The 16,050-nt window shown below is 70.2% G+C and carries 14 protein-coding genes; 8 read left to right on the top strand and 6 right to left on the bottom strand.

The window, feature by feature from the left end; genetic code table 11:
- Positions 1-48: 48 nt before the first annotated feature.
- Positions 49-579, bottom strand: coding sequence for a helix-turn-helix domain-containing protein (locus tag ABZ434_RS11960; RefSeq protein WP_359134472.1), 531 nt, complete (start codon positions 577-579; stop codon positions 49-51).
- Positions 580-741: 162 nt separating this feature from the next.
- On the opposite strand from ABZ434_RS11960, the gene ABZ434_RS11955 reads away from it, so the two are divergent.
- The gene (locus ABZ434_RS11955) at positions 742-2,142 is read left to right on the top strand and encodes an MFS transporter (protein ID WP_359134575.1); all 1,401 of its coding nucleotides are present in this window, start codon (positions 742-744) and stop codon (positions 2,140-2,142) included.
- 48 nt (positions 2,143-2,190) lie between these two features.
- Here the strand turns inward: ABZ434_RS11955 and ABZ434_RS11950 are convergent, their stop codons facing one another.
- The 3 genes from ABZ434_RS11950 to ABZ434_RS11940 form a co-directional block, all read right to left on the bottom strand.
- Positions 2,191-3,696 carry a sodium:solute symporter family protein gene (locus ABZ434_RS11950; RefSeq protein WP_359134470.1) on the bottom strand — a complete coding sequence of 502 codons (1,506 nt, stop codon included), beginning with the start codon at positions 3,694-3,696 and terminating at the stop codon, positions 2,191-2,193.
- Positions 3,693-3,851 (bottom strand): DUF3311 domain-containing protein, encoded by a 159-nt coding sequence (locus ABZ434_RS11945; protein ID WP_356321379.1) that lies wholly within the window; start codon positions 3,849-3,851, stop codon positions 3,693-3,695. The genes ABZ434_RS11950 and ABZ434_RS11945 overlap by 4 nt, the downstream gene beginning before the upstream one ends.
- Before the next feature lie 61 nt (positions 3,852-3,912).
- Positions 3,913-4,683, bottom strand: coding sequence for a class E sortase (locus tag ABZ434_RS11940; RefSeq protein ID WP_359134573.1), 771 nt, complete (start codon positions 4,681-4,683; stop codon positions 3,913-3,915).
- Positions 4,684-4,840: 157 nt separating this feature from the next.
- On the opposite strand from ABZ434_RS11940, the gene ABZ434_RS11935 reads away from it, so the two are divergent.
- Positions 4,841-5,842 (top strand): SEC-C domain-containing protein, encoded by a 1,002-nt coding sequence (locus ABZ434_RS11935; protein WP_359134468.1) that lies wholly within the window; start codon positions 4,841-4,843, stop codon positions 5,840-5,842.
- Between the two features lie 317 nt (positions 5,843-6,159).
- Here the strand turns inward: ABZ434_RS11935 and ABZ434_RS11930 are convergent, their stop codons facing one another.
- Entirely contained in the window at positions 6,160-7,059 is a 900-nt protein-coding gene (locus tag ABZ434_RS11930) for a LysR family transcriptional regulator (RefSeq protein WP_359134466.1), read from the bottom strand.
- Between the two features lie 100 nt (positions 7,060-7,159).
- Between ABZ434_RS11930 and ABZ434_RS11925 the strand changes: the two genes are divergently transcribed.
- The 6 genes from ABZ434_RS11925 to ABZ434_RS11900 all read left to right on the top strand — a co-directional run bounded on the left by ABZ434_RS11925 (position 7,160) and on the right by ABZ434_RS11900 (position 14,725).
- Positions 7,160-8,164, top strand: coding sequence for an NADP-dependent oxidoreductase (locus ABZ434_RS11925; protein ID WP_359134464.1), 1,005 nt, complete (start codon positions 7,160-7,162; stop codon positions 8,162-8,164).
- A 252-nt stretch (positions 8,165-8,416) separates the two neighbouring features.
- Positions 8,417-8,917 carry a GNAT family N-acetyltransferase gene (locus ABZ434_RS11920; protein WP_359134463.1) on the top strand — a complete coding sequence of 167 codons (501 nt, stop codon included), beginning with the start codon at positions 8,417-8,419 and terminating at the stop codon, positions 8,915-8,917.
- Positions 8,918-9,164: 247 nt separating this feature from the next.
- Positions 9,165-9,599: a hypothetical protein gene (locus ABZ434_RS11915; RefSeq protein ID WP_359134461.1), complete on the top strand. Its 435-nt coding sequence runs from the start codon at positions 9,165-9,167 to the stop codon at positions 9,597-9,599.
- 135 nt (positions 9,600-9,734) lie between these two features.
- Positions 9,735-11,264 (top strand): ATP-binding protein, encoded by a 1,530-nt coding sequence (locus ABZ434_RS11910; protein WP_359134459.1) that lies wholly within the window; start codon positions 9,735-9,737, stop codon positions 11,262-11,264.
- A 46-nt stretch (positions 11,265-11,310) separates the two neighbouring features.
- A complete protein-coding gene (locus ABZ434_RS11905; protein ID WP_359134457.1) occupies positions 11,311-14,244 on the top strand; it encodes a Z1 domain-containing protein in 2,934 nt (977 codons plus the stop codon).
- Between the two features lie 22 nt (positions 14,245-14,266).
- Entirely contained in the window at positions 14,267-14,725 is a 459-nt protein-coding gene (locus tag ABZ434_RS11900) for a very short patch repair endonuclease (RefSeq protein ID WP_359134455.1), read from the top strand.
- On the opposite strand, the gene dcm is transcribed toward ABZ434_RS11900, so the two are convergent.
- A complete protein-coding gene (gene dcm / locus ABZ434_RS11895; RefSeq protein ID WP_359134453.1) occupies positions 14,660-15,982 on the bottom strand; it encodes a DNA (cytosine-5-)-methyltransferase in 1,323 nt (440 codons plus the stop codon). The two genes, ABZ434_RS11900 and dcm, sit on opposite strands and share 66 nt — an antisense overlap.
- Between the last annotated feature and the right edge of the window lie 68 nt (positions 15,983-16,050).

Here is a 16,050-nt window from a genome sequence, read left to right as displayed (position 1 = left end):
CCGTTCTCCCGTGGCCGCGTGGTGGCGCGGCACTTCGACCGTTATCCGTTATACACGATCGACTTCCAGGGGCCTCAGGAGTCGGCGGGGCGTGAGCAGTGCACGGCTGACCGGATCGTCCGCGTGCGCGTCGAGCCCGTCGCCGGGCCTCATCTCGATGTCCTCGGGCGGTACGGGCACGGAGCAGGCCGGGCATGCGCCGTACGCGCTCAGTTCCGTACCGCAGTCGGCGTGGACGAAGACACGCATCGGAAGGGTGCCGGGGAGGTGGTCGCGCCCCCACACCCCGAGGGTGCCGATGACGGGCCAGAGCGCCTTGCCGCTTTCGGTCAGGACGTACTCCTCGCGCGGCGGCGACTCCTGGTAGCGGCGCTTCTCCAGGACTCCGGCCTCGGTGAGGGACTGGAGCCGGGTGGCGAGGACGGCGCGTGGGATGCCGAGGTGCACGAGGAAGTCGTTGTACCGGCGTACGCCGTAGAAGGCGTCCCGCACCACCAGGAGGGTCCAGCGCTCGCCGACCACTTCGAGTGCGCGGGCCATGGAGCACTGCTGGTTCACGTAGTCCTTGCCGAGTGCCATGGGGATCACTTTACTCCTCCACGGTTCGATGAATGAACCTGACGTGCTAGCGTCAGCATCCTCGACATGAGTTCATTCACCGAACCTACCGGGGGGTGGCGCGCACCCGTGGCCCGCACGCACGACGCCCGCGCGAACCCCGGCGAACCCCGGAGCGATGCCATGGCCCAGCCCGTACGCCCCCGCCCCGCGCCACCGGCGACCACCCCACCGCCTGCCGCTCACCCGCGCCCCGGGCCGACCCTCGCGATCACCTCCCTGGCCACCGCCGTGGCGCTGATGAACTACACCGCGCCGATGACGACGCTCCCCGGCATCTCGGCCGCCCTGGCCACCCCGCCCTCCGGCCAGGCCTGGCTGCTCAACGGCACCCCGCTCGGTCTCGCCGTCGTCCTGCTGGTCGCGGGCAGCCTCGCCGACGACTACGGCCGGCGCAGACTGTTCCTGATCGGCACGCTCGCGCTCGGCCTCACCACCGGACTCGGCGCCCTGGCGACCGACACCCTGACGTTCACGCTGGCCCGGGTCGCCCAGGGCGCGGCGAGCGCCGCGATCCTGGCCACCAGCCTGGGCCTGCTCGTCGGGGCGTTCCCGGCCGGTGCCGCCAGGATCAGGGCGACGGGGATCTGGGGCGCGTTCGTGAGCGCGGGAATCGCGCTCGGCCCGCTGCTGGCGGGATCGCTCGGCTCGATCGACTGGCGGCTGACGTACGCCGTACTGGGCCTCGCCGCGCTCCTCACGGCGGCCTTCGCCTTCCGCACGCTCGACGAGTCCCGGGCCCCGCGCGGCGGACGCCCGGACCTGGCGGGCGCTGCGGTGCTGGGGGCGGCGATGACGGCGCTCCTGACCGCGCTGACGCTCGGCCGGGACGGCTGGCTGCGCGCCCCCGTCGGGCTGCTGCTGCTCGCCTCCCTCGCGCTGGCCCTGGTGTTCCTCGCGGTGGAGCGCCGGGCGGCGGCCCCGCTCATCGATCCGGCGCTGCTGCGCAGCCGCACGTTCCTGGCCTCGTCGGCCGGCGGGCTCTTCACGGGCCTCGCGGTGATCGGCCTGTTCAGCTTCCTGCCGACGCTGCTCCAGCGGGCGCTCGGGCTGTCGACGATCGACGCGGCGTGGCTGTTCCTCCTCTGGTCGGGCACGGGGTTCGTCGTGGCCCTGCAGTCGCGCCGGCTGACGGGCCGGGTGGCGGCCCGCCACCAGCTGGCCGCCGGCTTCCTCCTGCACGCGGTGGGTGTGGTGTCCCTGCTGGGCGCACTGGACGCCGGAGGGCATCCGGACACGACGGTGTGGCTCCGGCTGCTCCCGGCCCTGGTCGTGTCCGGTGCCGGCAGCGGACTGCTGAACGCCGCGCTGCCCCGGCTGGCGATCGAATCGGTGCCGCACGAGCGGGCGGCGATGGGCTCGGGCGCGAACAACACCGCCCGGTACATCGGCTCCTCGGCGGGCGTCGCCCTGACGATCGCCATCGCGACGACGGGCTCCGGCGCGGACGGTGCGATGCTGCTGTCGGTGGGGCTGGCCCTGGTGGCGACGGTCAGCGTGCTGCTGCTGCGGGAACGGACCTGACTCCCCCACGCGGACGCCCGCTGCGGGAGCGGACCTGACCGCGCGCACTCATCCCGCCGGGACGAGCTCCTCGTCGTCACCGATCTCGTCCCGCGCGAGCACCTCGTCGTCCGGCCGCTCGTCGTGCTCGCGCGGACCGGCGTACGTCACCGCGAGCGCGACGGCCAGATTGGCGCCCAGCGCGACGATGCCGGCGTTCACGCCCCACACCGGGTCGTTCTCCGTGAACACGAAGCCGCAGACCACACCCACCCCGACGACCAGCCCGCTCATCGCCCCGAGCAGGGTCAGCCGACGCCACATCAGCCCCAGCAGCACCATGGGGAGCAGCTGCGCCATGCCCTCGTACGAAATCAGCGAGAGCCGCACCAGAGTGTTCGGCGCGGTGTACGTGAGCAGCAGCGCAAGGCCCCCCGCGACCACGACGACCAGCTGCGCCGCGCCCTTCTGCCGCTGCTCCCAGCGCGGTACGAGGGAGAGCACGCTGCGTCCCCACATCGTGCCGATGACCAGCATGAAGACGGCCATGGGCACGATCGAGGAGAGCGCGGCCGCGACGCCGATGATCCCGACCGACCAGGCCGGCAGCGAGTCCACGACGAGCTTGAAGAGCGCCAGGTTCGACTCGGCCCCGACGAGCCCGGGGACGACGAAGAGCGCCGCCATGCCCAGCAGCATCGGAACGAAGAGCAGGACGTTGTAGGCGGGCAGCCACATCGCGTTGCGCCGGAGCACGTCGGCGTTCTTCGCGCCGAGGTACCCGGCGACGGTCGTCGGGAAGATCACGACGGTGAGGGAGTTGAGGAAGGAGGTGGTGATGAACCAGGCCTGCCCGAGACCGCTGTCCCCGTGCCCGGGAAAGGTGAGCCACTCGCTCTTCTCCGTGACGAGCCGGTCGAGGAAGGGCCCGTACCCGTCGAAGTAGTGCATCGGCACGTAGACGGCGAGGAATCCGAGGGTGGCGATGACCAGCACGTCCTTCAGCACGGACACCCACGCGCTGCCGCGCAGCCCGCTGACCACGACGAAGCCGGTGGTGACGGCGAAGGCGATGAAGTAGGCCCAGTTCAGACTGATGGCGCCGTAGGAGATCGTCGAGACGACCACGCCCATGCCGGTGATCTGGAGCTGGATGTACGGAAGCAGGAAGACGGTCGCGAGGACGGCGACGAGTGCGCCGAGCCACGGCCGCCCGAAGCGGTGCGCCACCATGTCGGTGATCCCGACGAGGCCGTGCTTGCGCGCGTACGCCCAGAGCATGGGCCCGACGACGTAGCCGACGGCGTAACCGCACGACATGTACGCGACCACGTAGAGAACGGGCGCCCCGTAGTTGTAGCCCCAGCCGGCGGCACCGAGGTAGCTGAAGCTGGTGTAGCCCTCACCGGCCATCAGCACCCAGATGAAGACGGTCCCGAGGCTGCGCCCGCCCACCGACCATTCGGCGAGCCCGCCGCCCTCCGGCCCGCGCCGGCCGCGCACGGCGAGCAGGCCGAGAGCCACGGTCGCGACCATGAAGACGCCGAAGACGGAGGTCGCGACGGCGGCGTTCACCGGCGGTCACCCCGCCTGGTCAGCCATACGGCGACGGGCGTGAGCAGGGTCGCCCCGAGCAGCCAGAAGAAGAGGAACGGCAGCCCGAGAACGACGGGATCGACCCGGTTCACGAACGGCAGCGCCCCCAGGTAGAGCACGTAGGGGACCAGCAACCACAACAACTGCGGACGTCGTCTGAGCACGTCAGAGAACCTTACGACCTCTCCCCGGTGATCAGCGCTCCCGTACGCCGCTCAGCTTCCCCCACACCACCAGCCGGTAACGGGAGGTGAATTCGGGCGTGCACGTCGTCAGCGTCAGATAGGACCCGGCGGCCCGGTAGCCCACGTACGGCTTCGCATTGCTGCGCGGCACGGCGGCGATGACCCCGCTGTCGCCCGGCAGGGTCCGGGCGAGGGTCTTGTCGACGGTGTACGTGTACACGGCGTCCCGGGTCTCGACGGTGATCCGGTCGCCGGCACGCAGCCGGTCGATGTGGCGGAACGGCTCGCCGTGGGTGTTGCGGTGCCCGGCGAGCGCGAAGTTCCCGGAGCCGCCGGGCTGCGCGGTCCGCGGGTAGTGACCGACGTACCCCTTGTCCAGGACGCCGTGCTTGCTGATGCCCTGGGCGACCGGCGCGGTCAGCCCGATGCGCGGGATGCGGATGACGGCGTACGCCTGGGACCGGCGGGGCGCGGACGCGGCGGCGGGCCGTTCTCCGCCCCCCTCCTCCGCCACGGCGGGGCTGCCGTCCGCCGGCTCCTGCGAGGCCTCCACCGCCCCCGCCGGATCCGCGGGCCCCTCCCCTGCCACCTCCGGCTCCTCCCAGTCCCGCTGCAGGGCCTGCACGGTGCCGGCGGCTTCGGCGCGGGCCTGCCGGTTGGTCCACCACAGCTGATGGGCGACGAGCAGCAGCAGGACGACGCCGAGGGTCACCGCCAGCTCCGCGCCCGTCCACAGCCCGCGCGCGGCCAGCCGTCTCCCGCGCGCGTCACGCTGCACCACCACCGGTATCCGCTCACGTATCCGCTGCCGCACGGGCCGCACGATAGGGCCAAGCCCGGCAACTCTCCAGAGCCGTAACGAGGCTCACTGCCGGCGCCACCGGCCGGAGCCGGAACATCCCTCCGCCCCGCGGCCGTACAGCAGTACCGTGTGGTCCATGCGCCCCGACACGCCTGCCGACCACACCACCGAAGCCGAGCGCCTGCTGCGCACCGCGGCGCAGTACCCCGAGGACCACGAACCGCTGCTCCTCCAGGCGGCGGCCCATCTGGAACTCGCCGGGGACCGCGCCCGCGCCACCACCCTCTACGACTCGCTGCTCGGCGACCCCGACACCGAACACCCCCACCTGGTCAAGGCGCTCAACGCGGCCAACCTGTGGGAGTACGGCCACGAGGCGGAGGCCCGCGCGATCATCGACGGCATCCGCGCGGCCGCCCCGCCGGAGGCGGCCCCCTGGGAGATCGCGGCCGAGACCCTCGAAGCGCACGACGAGCTCGAAGCGGCCCACGACTACTTCTCCACCGCCCTGACCCTGCTCATCGCTCCGGGCGAGGAAGTCCCGTACGCCACCCAGTCGCTGCTGACCGGACGCCACCGGGTACGCCGTCTGATGGGCGTCAGGCACGACGCCTGGGACGAGCTCGCCGACACCCTCCACACGGCGGCCGTCCCGCTGGACGAGCTCCACGACCCGAAGCGGCTGTGGGCGCTGGGCTCCTCGGACCCGGGCGAGCTCCGGGCCGAGATCACCCGCCTCCGCGCCGAACTGGGCACGTACCGCACGGCTCTTTCCCGCCCGTTCCCGGTGGCGGTGCTCCACTGGCCGGAGCCCGAACTGCGCGAGCTCCTCACCGCGTATCCCGGACTCGCCACGGAGTACGCCTCCCACCCGGACCACCTGGCCCGCCTGGAGGCGGCCCTGCGCGACCTGCACGCGACGGGGACCCCGAACCTCGGCATCGTGACGGGCACGGTCCCCTCGTACGAGGCGTTCGCCGCCTCCGAGGCCGCCTCCCCGTCCGACCCGGACCTGCTCCCCCAGTACGCGACGACCCTGGCGGCCCGCGGCCGCGCGGTCCCCTGGCCCCCGGCGAGAAGCGCGGCGTGCTGGTGCGGGACGGGGCGCTCGTACCGGGACTGCCACGGGGGCGCGTAGCGGGACGTCGGTCCCCGGTTGCGGGTGCGGGCACGTACCCGCAACCGCAACCTCCGGTCCGAGTAGCGGGAACGCCCGTGCCCGCATCACTCGCGAGGGCGCCCTTTCCCCGTGCCGAGACAGCCGCGTACGCGCGGCACGGGTCCCCGCACCTGAAGGGGCGGCAGACCCGTCTGCCCGGGCGGCGGCAGACCGTCTGCCCGGGCCGCGGCGGACAACCGACCGCCATGTCAACCGCGTTCAGCTCTGACCGCAGGCCGTGGAGGGGGAGGCCCGCTCGCCCCGTCAGAGCGCGGAGCCTCCGGCCCGCAGGTCCGTCAGATGGTGGTACCGGCGGCCCGCAGCTCCCGCACCAGAGCGCGCACGACGGCGGAGCCGGCGAGCTCCGGGGTGGTCACATAGCCGACACGGCGCGTCGGACGCTCCGGACCGAGATCAGTGATCTCGATCGAGTCCGATGCTCCGACCAGGGAGAGCGCGGGCATGATCGCCATTCCGTGCCCCCCGCTCACGAGCGAGAGCACTGCTCCGTCGTCCTCGGCCTCGATCGTGGCCTTCGGGATCCAGTCCTGCGCGTCCCACCAGGCGCGGGTGTACGAGCCGCAGTTCTCGACCCAGTCGACCAGCGGCAGCGAGCGCGGAGCCGCATGTCCGGCCGGATGCACCAGGGAGTAGCTCTCTTCGAAGAGTCCGCTCGCCACCAGCCCCGTCGGCAGCCGCGCTCCGTCCAAGGTGGCTATGGCGAGGTCCGACCGCCCGTCGGCCACCTCTCCCGCCGTGCCGCGCCCGAGCTCGCGGACGATCCGTACCTGCGGCTCGATCCCGGGATACCGGGCGCGCAACCGCTCCAGGACCGGCGGCAGCAGGTGCAGTGCGGTGCTGCGGAAGGCCGCGATCCGCAGCGAACCCTCCGGCCCCTGCGTCGCCCCGGACCGTGCGGCTCCGCGCGCCTCGGTGACGAGCACGTCCAGCAGCCGCAGGATACGGCGCGCATGTGACACCGCCTGCTCCCCCGCGGGAGTGGGTGTCGCACCACTGCGGCCGCGTTCGAACAGAACGGCGCCGACCTTGCGCTCGCTCCCGCGCACCGAGTGGGAGACCGCCGACTGGGTCAGGCCGAGCGCCTCGGCCCCGGCCGAGAAACCGCCGGCGTCCGCGACCGCCACGAGAACGCGCAGTTCGTGCGGAGCGAGATCGGCATCGATCGTGCGGGCCACAGGACGCTCACCTCAGGGTATGAGAGCTGCTCATGGAACGGGGGGACACATGAGCCCAACCGCCTGCCCAGGGGCTCCATTCCCGTCCTACGGTCCCGTCATGACCGAACACGCGATCACCGTCCAGCAGACCGCCCGCCCCCACGGCTTCCCCACCACCGAGGATTTCGCATTCGTCGAGTCCGCGATCCCTGATCCCGCGGTCGGCACGGCGCTCGTGGAGAACCTCTACTGGTCCGTCGACCCGTACCACCGCGAGATGATGGACGACGTGCCGGGCGGCTTCGCGCTCCACACACCGCTCGAGGGCCGTGCTCTCGGACGCGTCGTCGCCACCCGGACACCGGAGCTGTCCGAGGGCGAGATCGTGTTCCACCGGCAGGGCTGGCGCACGCACTCCGTGGTCCGGCCCGAGGAGATCCGCACACTCCCCCGCTTCGACGGGGTCCCGCTGACGGCCTACTTGAGCGTCCTCGGCGGCACCGGCCTGACCGCCTACGTCGGCCTCACCCGCATCGCCCGGCTCCGCGAGGGCGACGACCTCTTCGTCTCCGCCGCAGCCGGCGGCGTCGGCACCGCCACCGGCCGGTTCGCCCGGCTGCTGGGCGCCGGCCGGCTCGTGGGCAGCGCGGGCTCGGCGGCCAAGGTCGAGCACCTGAAGCGGGAGGTGGGCTACGACGCGGCCTTCGACTACCACGACGGCCCCGCCGCCGAACTCCTCACCAAGGCCGCACCGGACGGCATCGACGTCTTCGTCGACAACGTCGGCGGCGAACAACTGGCCGCCGCGGTGGGCGCGCTGCGCGAGTTCGGACGCATCGTCCGGATCGGCACCATCAGCCGCTACAACACCCCGGACGCACCCCCGCCGCAGTTCAACTACGCGGACATCGTGGAGAAGAGCCTCCGCATGGAAGGCTTCCTGGTCAGCAACTACCGCGCCCTGCAGGACGAGCTGTACGAGTTCGCGGTCCCCCATCTGCAGAGCGGCCGACTGGGGCTGGACCACACGGTGGTGGACGGGTTCGAGCACATCGTGGACGCGTTCCTGGGCATGCTGCGCGGCAAGAACACCGGAAAGATCATCGTGCGGGACCACCCGTAGGCCCGGTCCGGCAGTCGGCGCGCGTACCGCACTGCTTCCGGCTGCCACGCACCCGGACGACGGTCACCGCCGCCCGCTGACCTCTCGCCTCAGACCGGCCCGAGCACCCGGACTCCCCCGCATCCTCACCGCCTTCGACGAGGTCGCCCGCCCCTCCGGCCCGCGCGGTCCGCGAAGCCCCGGCCGCGAACCCCCGCCGACGAACATCGAGAAGCAGCTGAACGGTCCGGCCCGGCTGCATACCTTGGCGTCATGCCCGAGCTCCAACGCCTGCGCCCCGGCCACGCCCCGGCCCTCCTCACGTTCGAGCAGGAGAACCGCGCCTTCTTCGCGGCCTCGGTGCCGGACCGCGGCGACGACTACTTCACGCACTTCGACACCCACCTCGCGGAGCGCCTCGCCGAACAGGCAACCGGTGCCTGTCACTTCCACGTGCTGGTGGCGGCGGACGGCGAGGTGCTGGGGCGCTTCAACCTGGTGGACGTGGCGGACGGCTCGGCCGAACTGGGCTTCCGACTGGCCGAGAAGGCCACGGGCCGCGGCCTGGCGACCGCCACGGTCCGCGAGCTCTTCACGCTCTGCACCACGACGTACGCCCTGACGGAGCTGCGCGCGGCAGCCGCCGCCACCAACACCGCCTCACGCGCGGTCCTGACCCGGACCGGGTTCGTCCCGACAGGAGAGGAACCCGTGCTGGGCGGGGAGCGGGGGGTGGGGTACGTACGGGAGTTGGCCGGGGGACCAGCGGCGTAACCCCTGGACCTGGCCGACTTACCCCTGGCCAATGGCGCCCCCTCCCCCGACCATGGCTCCTGAACCAGGGATCGCTTCGGGGGAAGGCCACCGGATGGGCACGGACGACCCGGCTGCGCCGGACAGCAACCCTCAGCCCCAACGCCCCCGGGCACACGGAAACCCCGGCCCCGGCGGCCCGCCCCGCCCCCCGCACCCGCCCGGCCCCGGAGGCTTCGGCAGCCACCCGCCTCCGGCCGGGGGTCAGATGCCCGCCCCGGTCAGCAGCCTGCGCGCCCTCATGATGGTCATCGGCGGTCTCCAGGCGATCCTCGGCCTGGCCCTGGTGACCAACAGCGTCGCCATCGCCAAGTCCCTCTGGGGCGAGGAAGACGCGTCGTTCTACGCCGGCCGGTCCACCGGAGAGGAACACTCCGGCACGGTCGTCTTCGTGGGCATCCTGATCCTGGCGGTGGCCGCCTGGGGCATCCTGACCGCCCTCAAGTTCCCGACCCGCCACCCCAACGTGCGCAATTCAGCCATCGCCTATGGCTGGGTGGCCCTGGCCTTCACGGCCTTCCTGTGGGCCTTCGCACCCATCCTGATCCTGGTTCTGGTCTGGCTCATCCTGGCGATCCTGCTCATCGTCCGGCCGAACCAGCCGGAGTGCCGGGCGTGGTTCGGGGGGCAGAGGCAGCTTTGAGACGGCAGGCGTCAGCGCTTTTGTCATCGGGATTCCCCACTGTCCGACCTTTGCAATATCATCACAGCCCAACACTCATTCCAGGGCCACACCTCCCCACGCAGGTCTCAGCTCTGTGTGCGCGAGGAAGTCTTCATGCCGCCGTATCAGCCTTCTGCCGACTGGCAGTTCGAGGTTCCCACCACCGGATCCAAGCGGCTCCCGCCCGCCGCCCGCTACGTCGAGTCGCTGACGCATCAGGGGTACGGATTCGAGGCGGCCATCGCCGACCTGGTCGACAACTCCATCGACGCGGGGGCGCGTAACGTCGTCGTCAGCTTCTTGCGCGACGACGACCGCCTGGTCAGTCTCCTCGTCATCGACGACGGCGGCGGCATGGACGACGCGGCTCTGGACACCGCGATGACGGTCGGCGGCCGCCAGAACTACGAGGACGACGCCCTCGGGCACTTCGGTGCGGGACTCAAGGCCGCCTCCCTCTCGCACGCCGACTCGCTCACCGTCATCAGCCGCACCAAACGCAGCCCGTCCACCGGCCGCCGCTGGCTGACGGCCCGCGCCCAGGCCGACTTCACATGCGACATCGTCGACCCCGGCTACTGCCAGGACCTTGTCGACCGTTACGACGGCCTCATCGAGTGGCAGGGCACGATCGTGCGCTGGGACAAGGTGCGCGCCTTCGACACCGTCACCAGCGGCCAGGCCGACCGCTTCCTCAACGACGCGATCGAGAAGCTAGAGACCCACCTGGGCCTCCACCTCCACCGGTTCCTCGCCCGTGAGGACTTCAACATCGACATCGTCGTCGAGGACGTCCGCACCAAGGAGGAGCTGGACCACCGGGGCGTCGAGCCGATCGACCCGTTCGGCTACCGGGTGCCGGGCCGGGCCGGCTTCCCCCGGACGTACACAGCACCGGTCCAGGGCGTCGGCGAGGTAACACTCACCGCGCACATCTGGCCGCCGAAGTCGCCCCTGGTCAGCTACCGCGGCATCGGCCCGCTCGCCGAACGCCAGGGCTTCTACATCTACCGCAACGACCGGCTCGTCCAGGCGGGCGGCTGGAACAGCACCCGCAGCCCCGAGGGGCACCTCGCGCTCGCCCGGATCATCGTCGATCTGCCGTCCGAGCCGAACGACGTCTTCGCCCTCACGGTGAAGAAGGACGGCGTGACGGTCACGCCCGCGTTCGCCCGCGGCCTGGAGCAGGCCGTGGACGGCGAGGGACACGCCTTCGGTGCGTACGTGCAGGAGGCGGCGGCCACGTACCGCGAAGCCGCCAGACGCGCGACCGAACCGCAGCGCAAAGCCGTCCTCCCGGCCGGCAAGGGCATGGACCCCAAGCTGCGGCGCACCCTGCGCGACGAGCTTCCGGAGCTGGAGGGCGAGGACCCGATCGCCTTCCGCTGGGACACGCTGCCGTCGGACGTGTTCTTCGAACTCGACCGGGAACAGAGGGAGGTGCGGCTCAACAAGGAGTACCGACAACTGCTGAACGGGGGCCGCCGCGGGGGCCTGAACGACGCGCCCGTGGTGAAGAGCATGCTCTACCTCATGGTCAACGAGATCTTCCAGAAGGAACGGGTCCGGGCCGTCCACACCGACAACGTGGCGCTGTGGAACAGCGTCCTCGTGACAGCGGCGCGCTGCGAGCTCGATCGCTGAAACGCCCCTCATCCGCCCTGTTCCCACCTGAGAGAGCCGCGACGTCATGACCGATCACCTGTTCACCCTGCACGGCGATGTGCTGGCCGCGATGCGACGGGGACCCAAGCCCTTCGCCAAGCTGGCGTTCGTGCTCTCGGAAGCCGAGGAACCGGCCGACACAACCCTCGGCCACTTCCGCGACCGCATCCTGGCCGCGGACCCCGGTGACGGTTTGACCGCCCTCTGGCACCGCGCTCTGACCACCTGGGACCTCGCGGAACAGGCCGACTGGTCGCCCGCCCCGGCCCGGACCGACGCCCGCCGCTCGGACACGTACGACCGGCTGGGATTCGGCGCCGATCTGCGCAAGGCACTCGACGGTGCGGTCCCGGTGTTCAAGGAGCCCGGCCCGGCGGTGATCAGCAAGGAGTTCACGTCCTGGTACTCGCGCGACGCCGCGGCCGCACGCTCCTTCTACTGGAAGTCGTACGAGGAGCTCCTGCGCCGGAAGGGCTGGCCCGACGAGGCGGTCGCCGGTCTCGACGAGGCGAGCCACGCCGTCGTCGAGCGGCTCTCCGACCCGACGAGGACCGAGGCCTACGGCTCCCGCGGCCTCGTCGTGGGCTATGTCCAGTCCGGCAAGACGGCCAACTTCACGGGTGTCACGGCCAAGGCCATCGACGCGGGATACCGCCTCGTCATCGTGCTCGGCGGCACCCTGAACCTCCTGCGCGGCCAGACGCAGCGCCGCCTGGACATGGAGCTGATCGGCCGGGAGAACATCCTGCGCGGCGCCGACCCGGCGGATCCCGACGCCCTGGTCGGCATCGACTACCAGGACGACGCGGACTGGCCGGCGAAGTTCGTCAGCCACGGCGGCCGCCCGTCCACCCTGGGCGCGTTCGACATCGAACGCCTCACCACCCGCGACGACGACTACAAGAGCCTGCTGAACGGCATCCGAGCCCTGGAGTTCGAGAAGCAGGCTCGCACCCTGCCGCTCCACGACCCGGCCAACCTGCACCACGCGGCCGCCCGCGTCATGGTCGTGAAGAAGAACAAGTCCGTACTGTCCAAGCTCATCAAGGACCTCAAGAAGATCGGCCCGATCCTCTCCGAGATCCCGGCACTGATCATCGACGACGAGTCGGACCAGGCCTCGGTCAACACCACGGACCCGAAGAAGTGGGAGGACGGCAAGGTGGCCCGTACGGCCATCAACAGCCAGATCTCCCAGCTGCTCACCCTGCTGCCGCGCGCCCAGTACGTCGGCTACACCGCGACCCCCTTCGCCAACGTCTTCGTCGACCCGGGCGACGGGGCGGACATCTTCCCCCGCAACTTCCTCATCTCGCTGCCTCGTCCCACGGGTTACATGGGCGTCCAGGACTTCCACGACCTCGAATCGGCGAAGGGCGCGGCGGCGGAGACGCACATCCGCGGCATCTACGAGGACACGGGCGACCGCCTACAGGAGGCCCTGGACGCCTTCGTCCTCACCGGCGCGCTCAAGCTGTACCGCGTAGACCACGGCGTGGACGAAGAACCGTTCCGCCACCACACGATGCTCGTCCACGAGTCGGTCCGGATGGCCGAGCACGCGGCCCTCGCCCTGCGCATCAACTCCATGTGGCACCGGGCGGCGTACACGAGCCAGCAGGGCCACGACCGCCTGGCGACGCTCTTCGCCTCCGACTTCCACCGCTTCGCGGACGACACCCTGCCCACGCCGAAGTCGTACGACGAGCTCAAGGCCCACGTCTCGCGCGCCCGCCAGCTCATCAACTCCGGCGGCACCCCGGTACTCGTGGTCAACGGCGACACGGAACGCGACTACGCCCAGCCCGAACTCGACTTCGACCGCACCCCGCACGTGTGGAAGATCCTGGTCGGCGGCACCAAGCTCTCCCGCGGCTTCACGGTCGAGGGCCTCACGGTGACGTACTACCGCCGCACCACCCAGCAGGCGGACACCCTGATGCAGATGGGCCGCTGGTTCGGCTTCCGTCCCGGCTACCGCGACTTGGTCCGCCTGTACATCGGCCGCGAGGAAGCGCTGGGCAAGTCGAGGACGGTCGACCTGTACGAGGCCTTCGAGGCCATCTGCCGCGACGAAGAAACGTTCCGGGCCCAGCTGTCCCGGTACTCCACCCTGGTGGACGGCAAACCCCAGGTCACCCCGGCCCAGATCCCCCCGCTGGTCTCCCAGCACCTGTCCTGGCTCAGGCCGGCGGCGCGCAACAAGATGTTCAACGCAGAACTGGTGGAGATCAGGTCGCCGGGGCAGTGGGTGGAGCCGACGGCTTACCCGACGGGGGTGGGGGAGCTGAGGCACAACGCGGAGGTATGGCGGCCTGCTCTGGAGGCTCTGGGTCAAGACCTCTCTGTCTTCGTCACTCTCTCCGCCGATGCCCAGGGCAGCTATACCCGCTATCCAGCCAAGACAGCAGTTCTCAGCCACACTCAGCTGCTCGGCATCATGAGCGGTCTTGCCTGGGGCCGCCCGGACCTCTTCGCTCCCCACCTGGCATATCTCAAGGATGCTAGCGACGCTGGCTGCGCTACCGATGACTGGACGCTGATCCTCCCCCAGACCTCTGGGCCGACCAGCGTGGCAGCCAGCATCCTCGGAACATCGCCCGTCACGCTCGTACAGCGCAAGCGGAACGCCCGAGGCATGTTCAACCGCATCTCTGGTGTATCCCACCGCCAGTCCGCTGAGCGGATCGCGGGCCTGCACCCGCTGAGCGATGACGACCCCTTCGCTTCCCAGCTGCACAGGCCGCGCCGTGGGGCTGTGCTCCTCTATCCGGTGGTCGACCCTGATCTCGGCAATCCCGCGGGGCTCGTCACTGGCGGCAGTATCGATCCGGCCAACGTGGTACTGGCAGCCGCATTCATCCCGGCCGCCAGCGCCTCAGCAGAGTCGGTACCCTACGTTCGCTTCCGAGCGGTCGACTCGTCCCGCCGCGGCGAAGCCACTATTGAAGTGCCATGACGATGATTCTGGAGTGACTGCGGTGCCTGAGCCCACAGACTGGACCCCGCCAGACGGTTCGTGGGCCTCTTCTGCGTCGCGCAGGAGGAACATGCAGGCAATCCGCAGCCGTGACACGCAGCCGGAACGGCTCATCCGGCGGCTCGTGCATGCAAACGGCCTGAGGTACCGGGTCGCTGCACGGCCGTTGCCGGACCTTCGCCGGACGGCAGACCTGGTCTTCCGTCCGGCGAAGGTGGCCGTATTCATCGACGGCTGCTACTGGCATGGCTGCCCCGAGCACTACGTCGCTCCCAAGACCAACCCGGGCTACTGGTCGGACAAGGTGGCCCGGAACGTGGCCCGGGACCGCGACACCGACCAGCAGCTCACCGAGGCGGGCTGGCTGGTCCTGCGGTTCTGGGAGCACCAGGACTCAGACGTGTGCGCCCTGAGGATCGTCGACACGGTCCGTGAGCGCCGACGGCGCTTGTCCAGGTAGTCCGGCGAGCGACTCCGACGCGACGCGGTCACGCTCGTGGGCGGCGCGCAGTACGTCCGCGATGGCCTGGCCTACTGCGGCCGCGACGGGCGGTGGAAAGGCATTGCCGACCTGCCGGTAGCGTGCGGTCTTCCCGCCATGGAATTCCCAGTTCTCCGGAAATCCCTGGATGATCGCCGCCTGTTCAACGGTCAGCATCGGCCCTTCTGGCCTGAAGAGATCCCGCACGTGGCTGTCCTTTTCGACGCTTTCCGCGTACGTGTTAGCGACACCAACACCAGAGACTCCCATGGCGTTCCAGGCAGCCTTCGCGCGACTCGGGCCGAGATCTGCGCCACCGTGCTTCTTTGATCCGCCGACGAGAGTGGGGGCCACGCCGAAATCTTTCCGGCTCTCCGCACCCTGCGCCATTTCTTTCCACCGCTCAAGGCATTTCCTCGCGAGGTCCGCGACTTCTCCGCCCTGCTTCAGGTATGGCGCATACCTGAGTTTCATGGACTTCTCCAGCGCCTGGAAGACACTCCTGGGAGCCCCTGTGGCCGTCGGCCATACGAACTTGAGATCCCCCAGCACATCGGCGCGGATGGCCACCAGTACAGCCCTGGGGCGCAGCTGCGGAACACCGAAGTCACTGGCCTCCAGCACTTCCCACTCGCAGACCCGGTAGCCCAGGCCCTCGAACTCCTCGGAGACGCCGGTAACGGGGTGCTTGGCCGGTCCGCCCTCAAGACGAGCCTCGATGTATGTGCGGTACTCGTCGAACTTCGCGTCCTTGATTCCGCGAACGTTCTCGATCATCACCGCCTGAGGGCGAAGCTCGTCGGTAAGATCAAGGATTCGCGGAAAAAGATCACGCTCGTCATCCTTGCCAAGCTGCTTTCCCGCATGCGAGAAGGGCGGGCACGGAACTCCACCCGCCAGTAGGTGAAGGTCACCCTTGGCGAGCGGCTTCCCCAGGTACCCCTGGGCCTTCTTCACATCTGTTTCTTTTTCTTCGGAAGAAAGGGGGGAGAAGTCATTGACGTCACCGGAAATAACGTCGCAGTACTTCTTTTCCCAGCGCCACTCCGCCAGCCTGCCGATGTTGAGCCGGAGCGTCTCCGAGGCATGTGAGTCAATCTCCACGAGCGCCAGGTGCTTGAAACCCGCCCTGTGGAGACCGATGGCCTGTCCGCCCGCCCCCGCGCAGATCTCAATCGAGGTCAGCACGTCGTCACTTGGACCCATCGGGCCTTCCTGGTGCGGCTGGAGGCCCATCGGCTCCGGTCTCCTCTTTGTACGTACGGATGGGCAGCGAAGACCTCCGCCTCGCGACGGGACCTCGC

The organism is Streptomyces sp. NPDC005761 (assembly GCF_040630635.1).
In the GTDB taxonomy this organism is placed as follows: Bacteria; Actinomycetota; Actinomycetes; order Streptomycetales; family Streptomycetaceae; genus Streptomyces.
The sequence above is the reverse complement of the archived record's forward strand: the minus strand, read 5'-3'. Positions and strand labels throughout refer to the sequence as shown.

Coding starts and splice junctions, on each gene's coding strand:
- ABZ434_RS11955 (WP_359134575.1), top strand. CDS start 742: ATGGCCCAGCCCGTACGCCCCCGCCCCGCGCCACCGGCGACCACCCCA.
- ABZ434_RS11925 (WP_359134464.1), top strand. CDS start 7,160: ATGACCGAACACGCGATCACCGTCCAGCAGACCGCCCGCCCCCACGGC.
- ABZ434_RS11905 (WP_359134457.1), top strand. CDS start 11,311: ATGACCGATCACCTGTTCACCCTGCACGGCGATGTGCTGGCCGCGATG.
- ABZ434_RS11920 (WP_359134463.1), top strand. CDS start 8,417: ATGCCCGAGCTCCAACGCCTGCGCCCCGGCCACGCCCCGGCCCTCCTC.
- ABZ434_RS11910 (WP_359134459.1), top strand. CDS start 9,735: ATGCCGCCGTATCAGCCTTCTGCCGACTGGCAGTTCGAGGTTCCCACC.
- dcm (WP_359134453.1), bottom strand. CDS start 15,982: ATGGGCCTCCAGCCGCACCAGGAAGGCCCGATGGGTCCAAGTGACGAC.
- ABZ434_RS11935 (WP_359134468.1), top strand. CDS start 4,841: ATGCGCCCCGACACGCCTGCCGACCACACCACCGAAGCCGAGCGCCTG.
- ABZ434_RS11915 (WP_359134461.1), top strand. CDS start 9,165: ATGCCCGCCCCGGTCAGCAGCCTGCGCGCCCTCATGATGGTCATCGGC.
- ABZ434_RS11960 (WP_359134472.1), bottom strand. CDS start 579: ATGGCACTCGGCAAGGACTACGTGAACCAGCAGTGCTCCATGGCCCGC.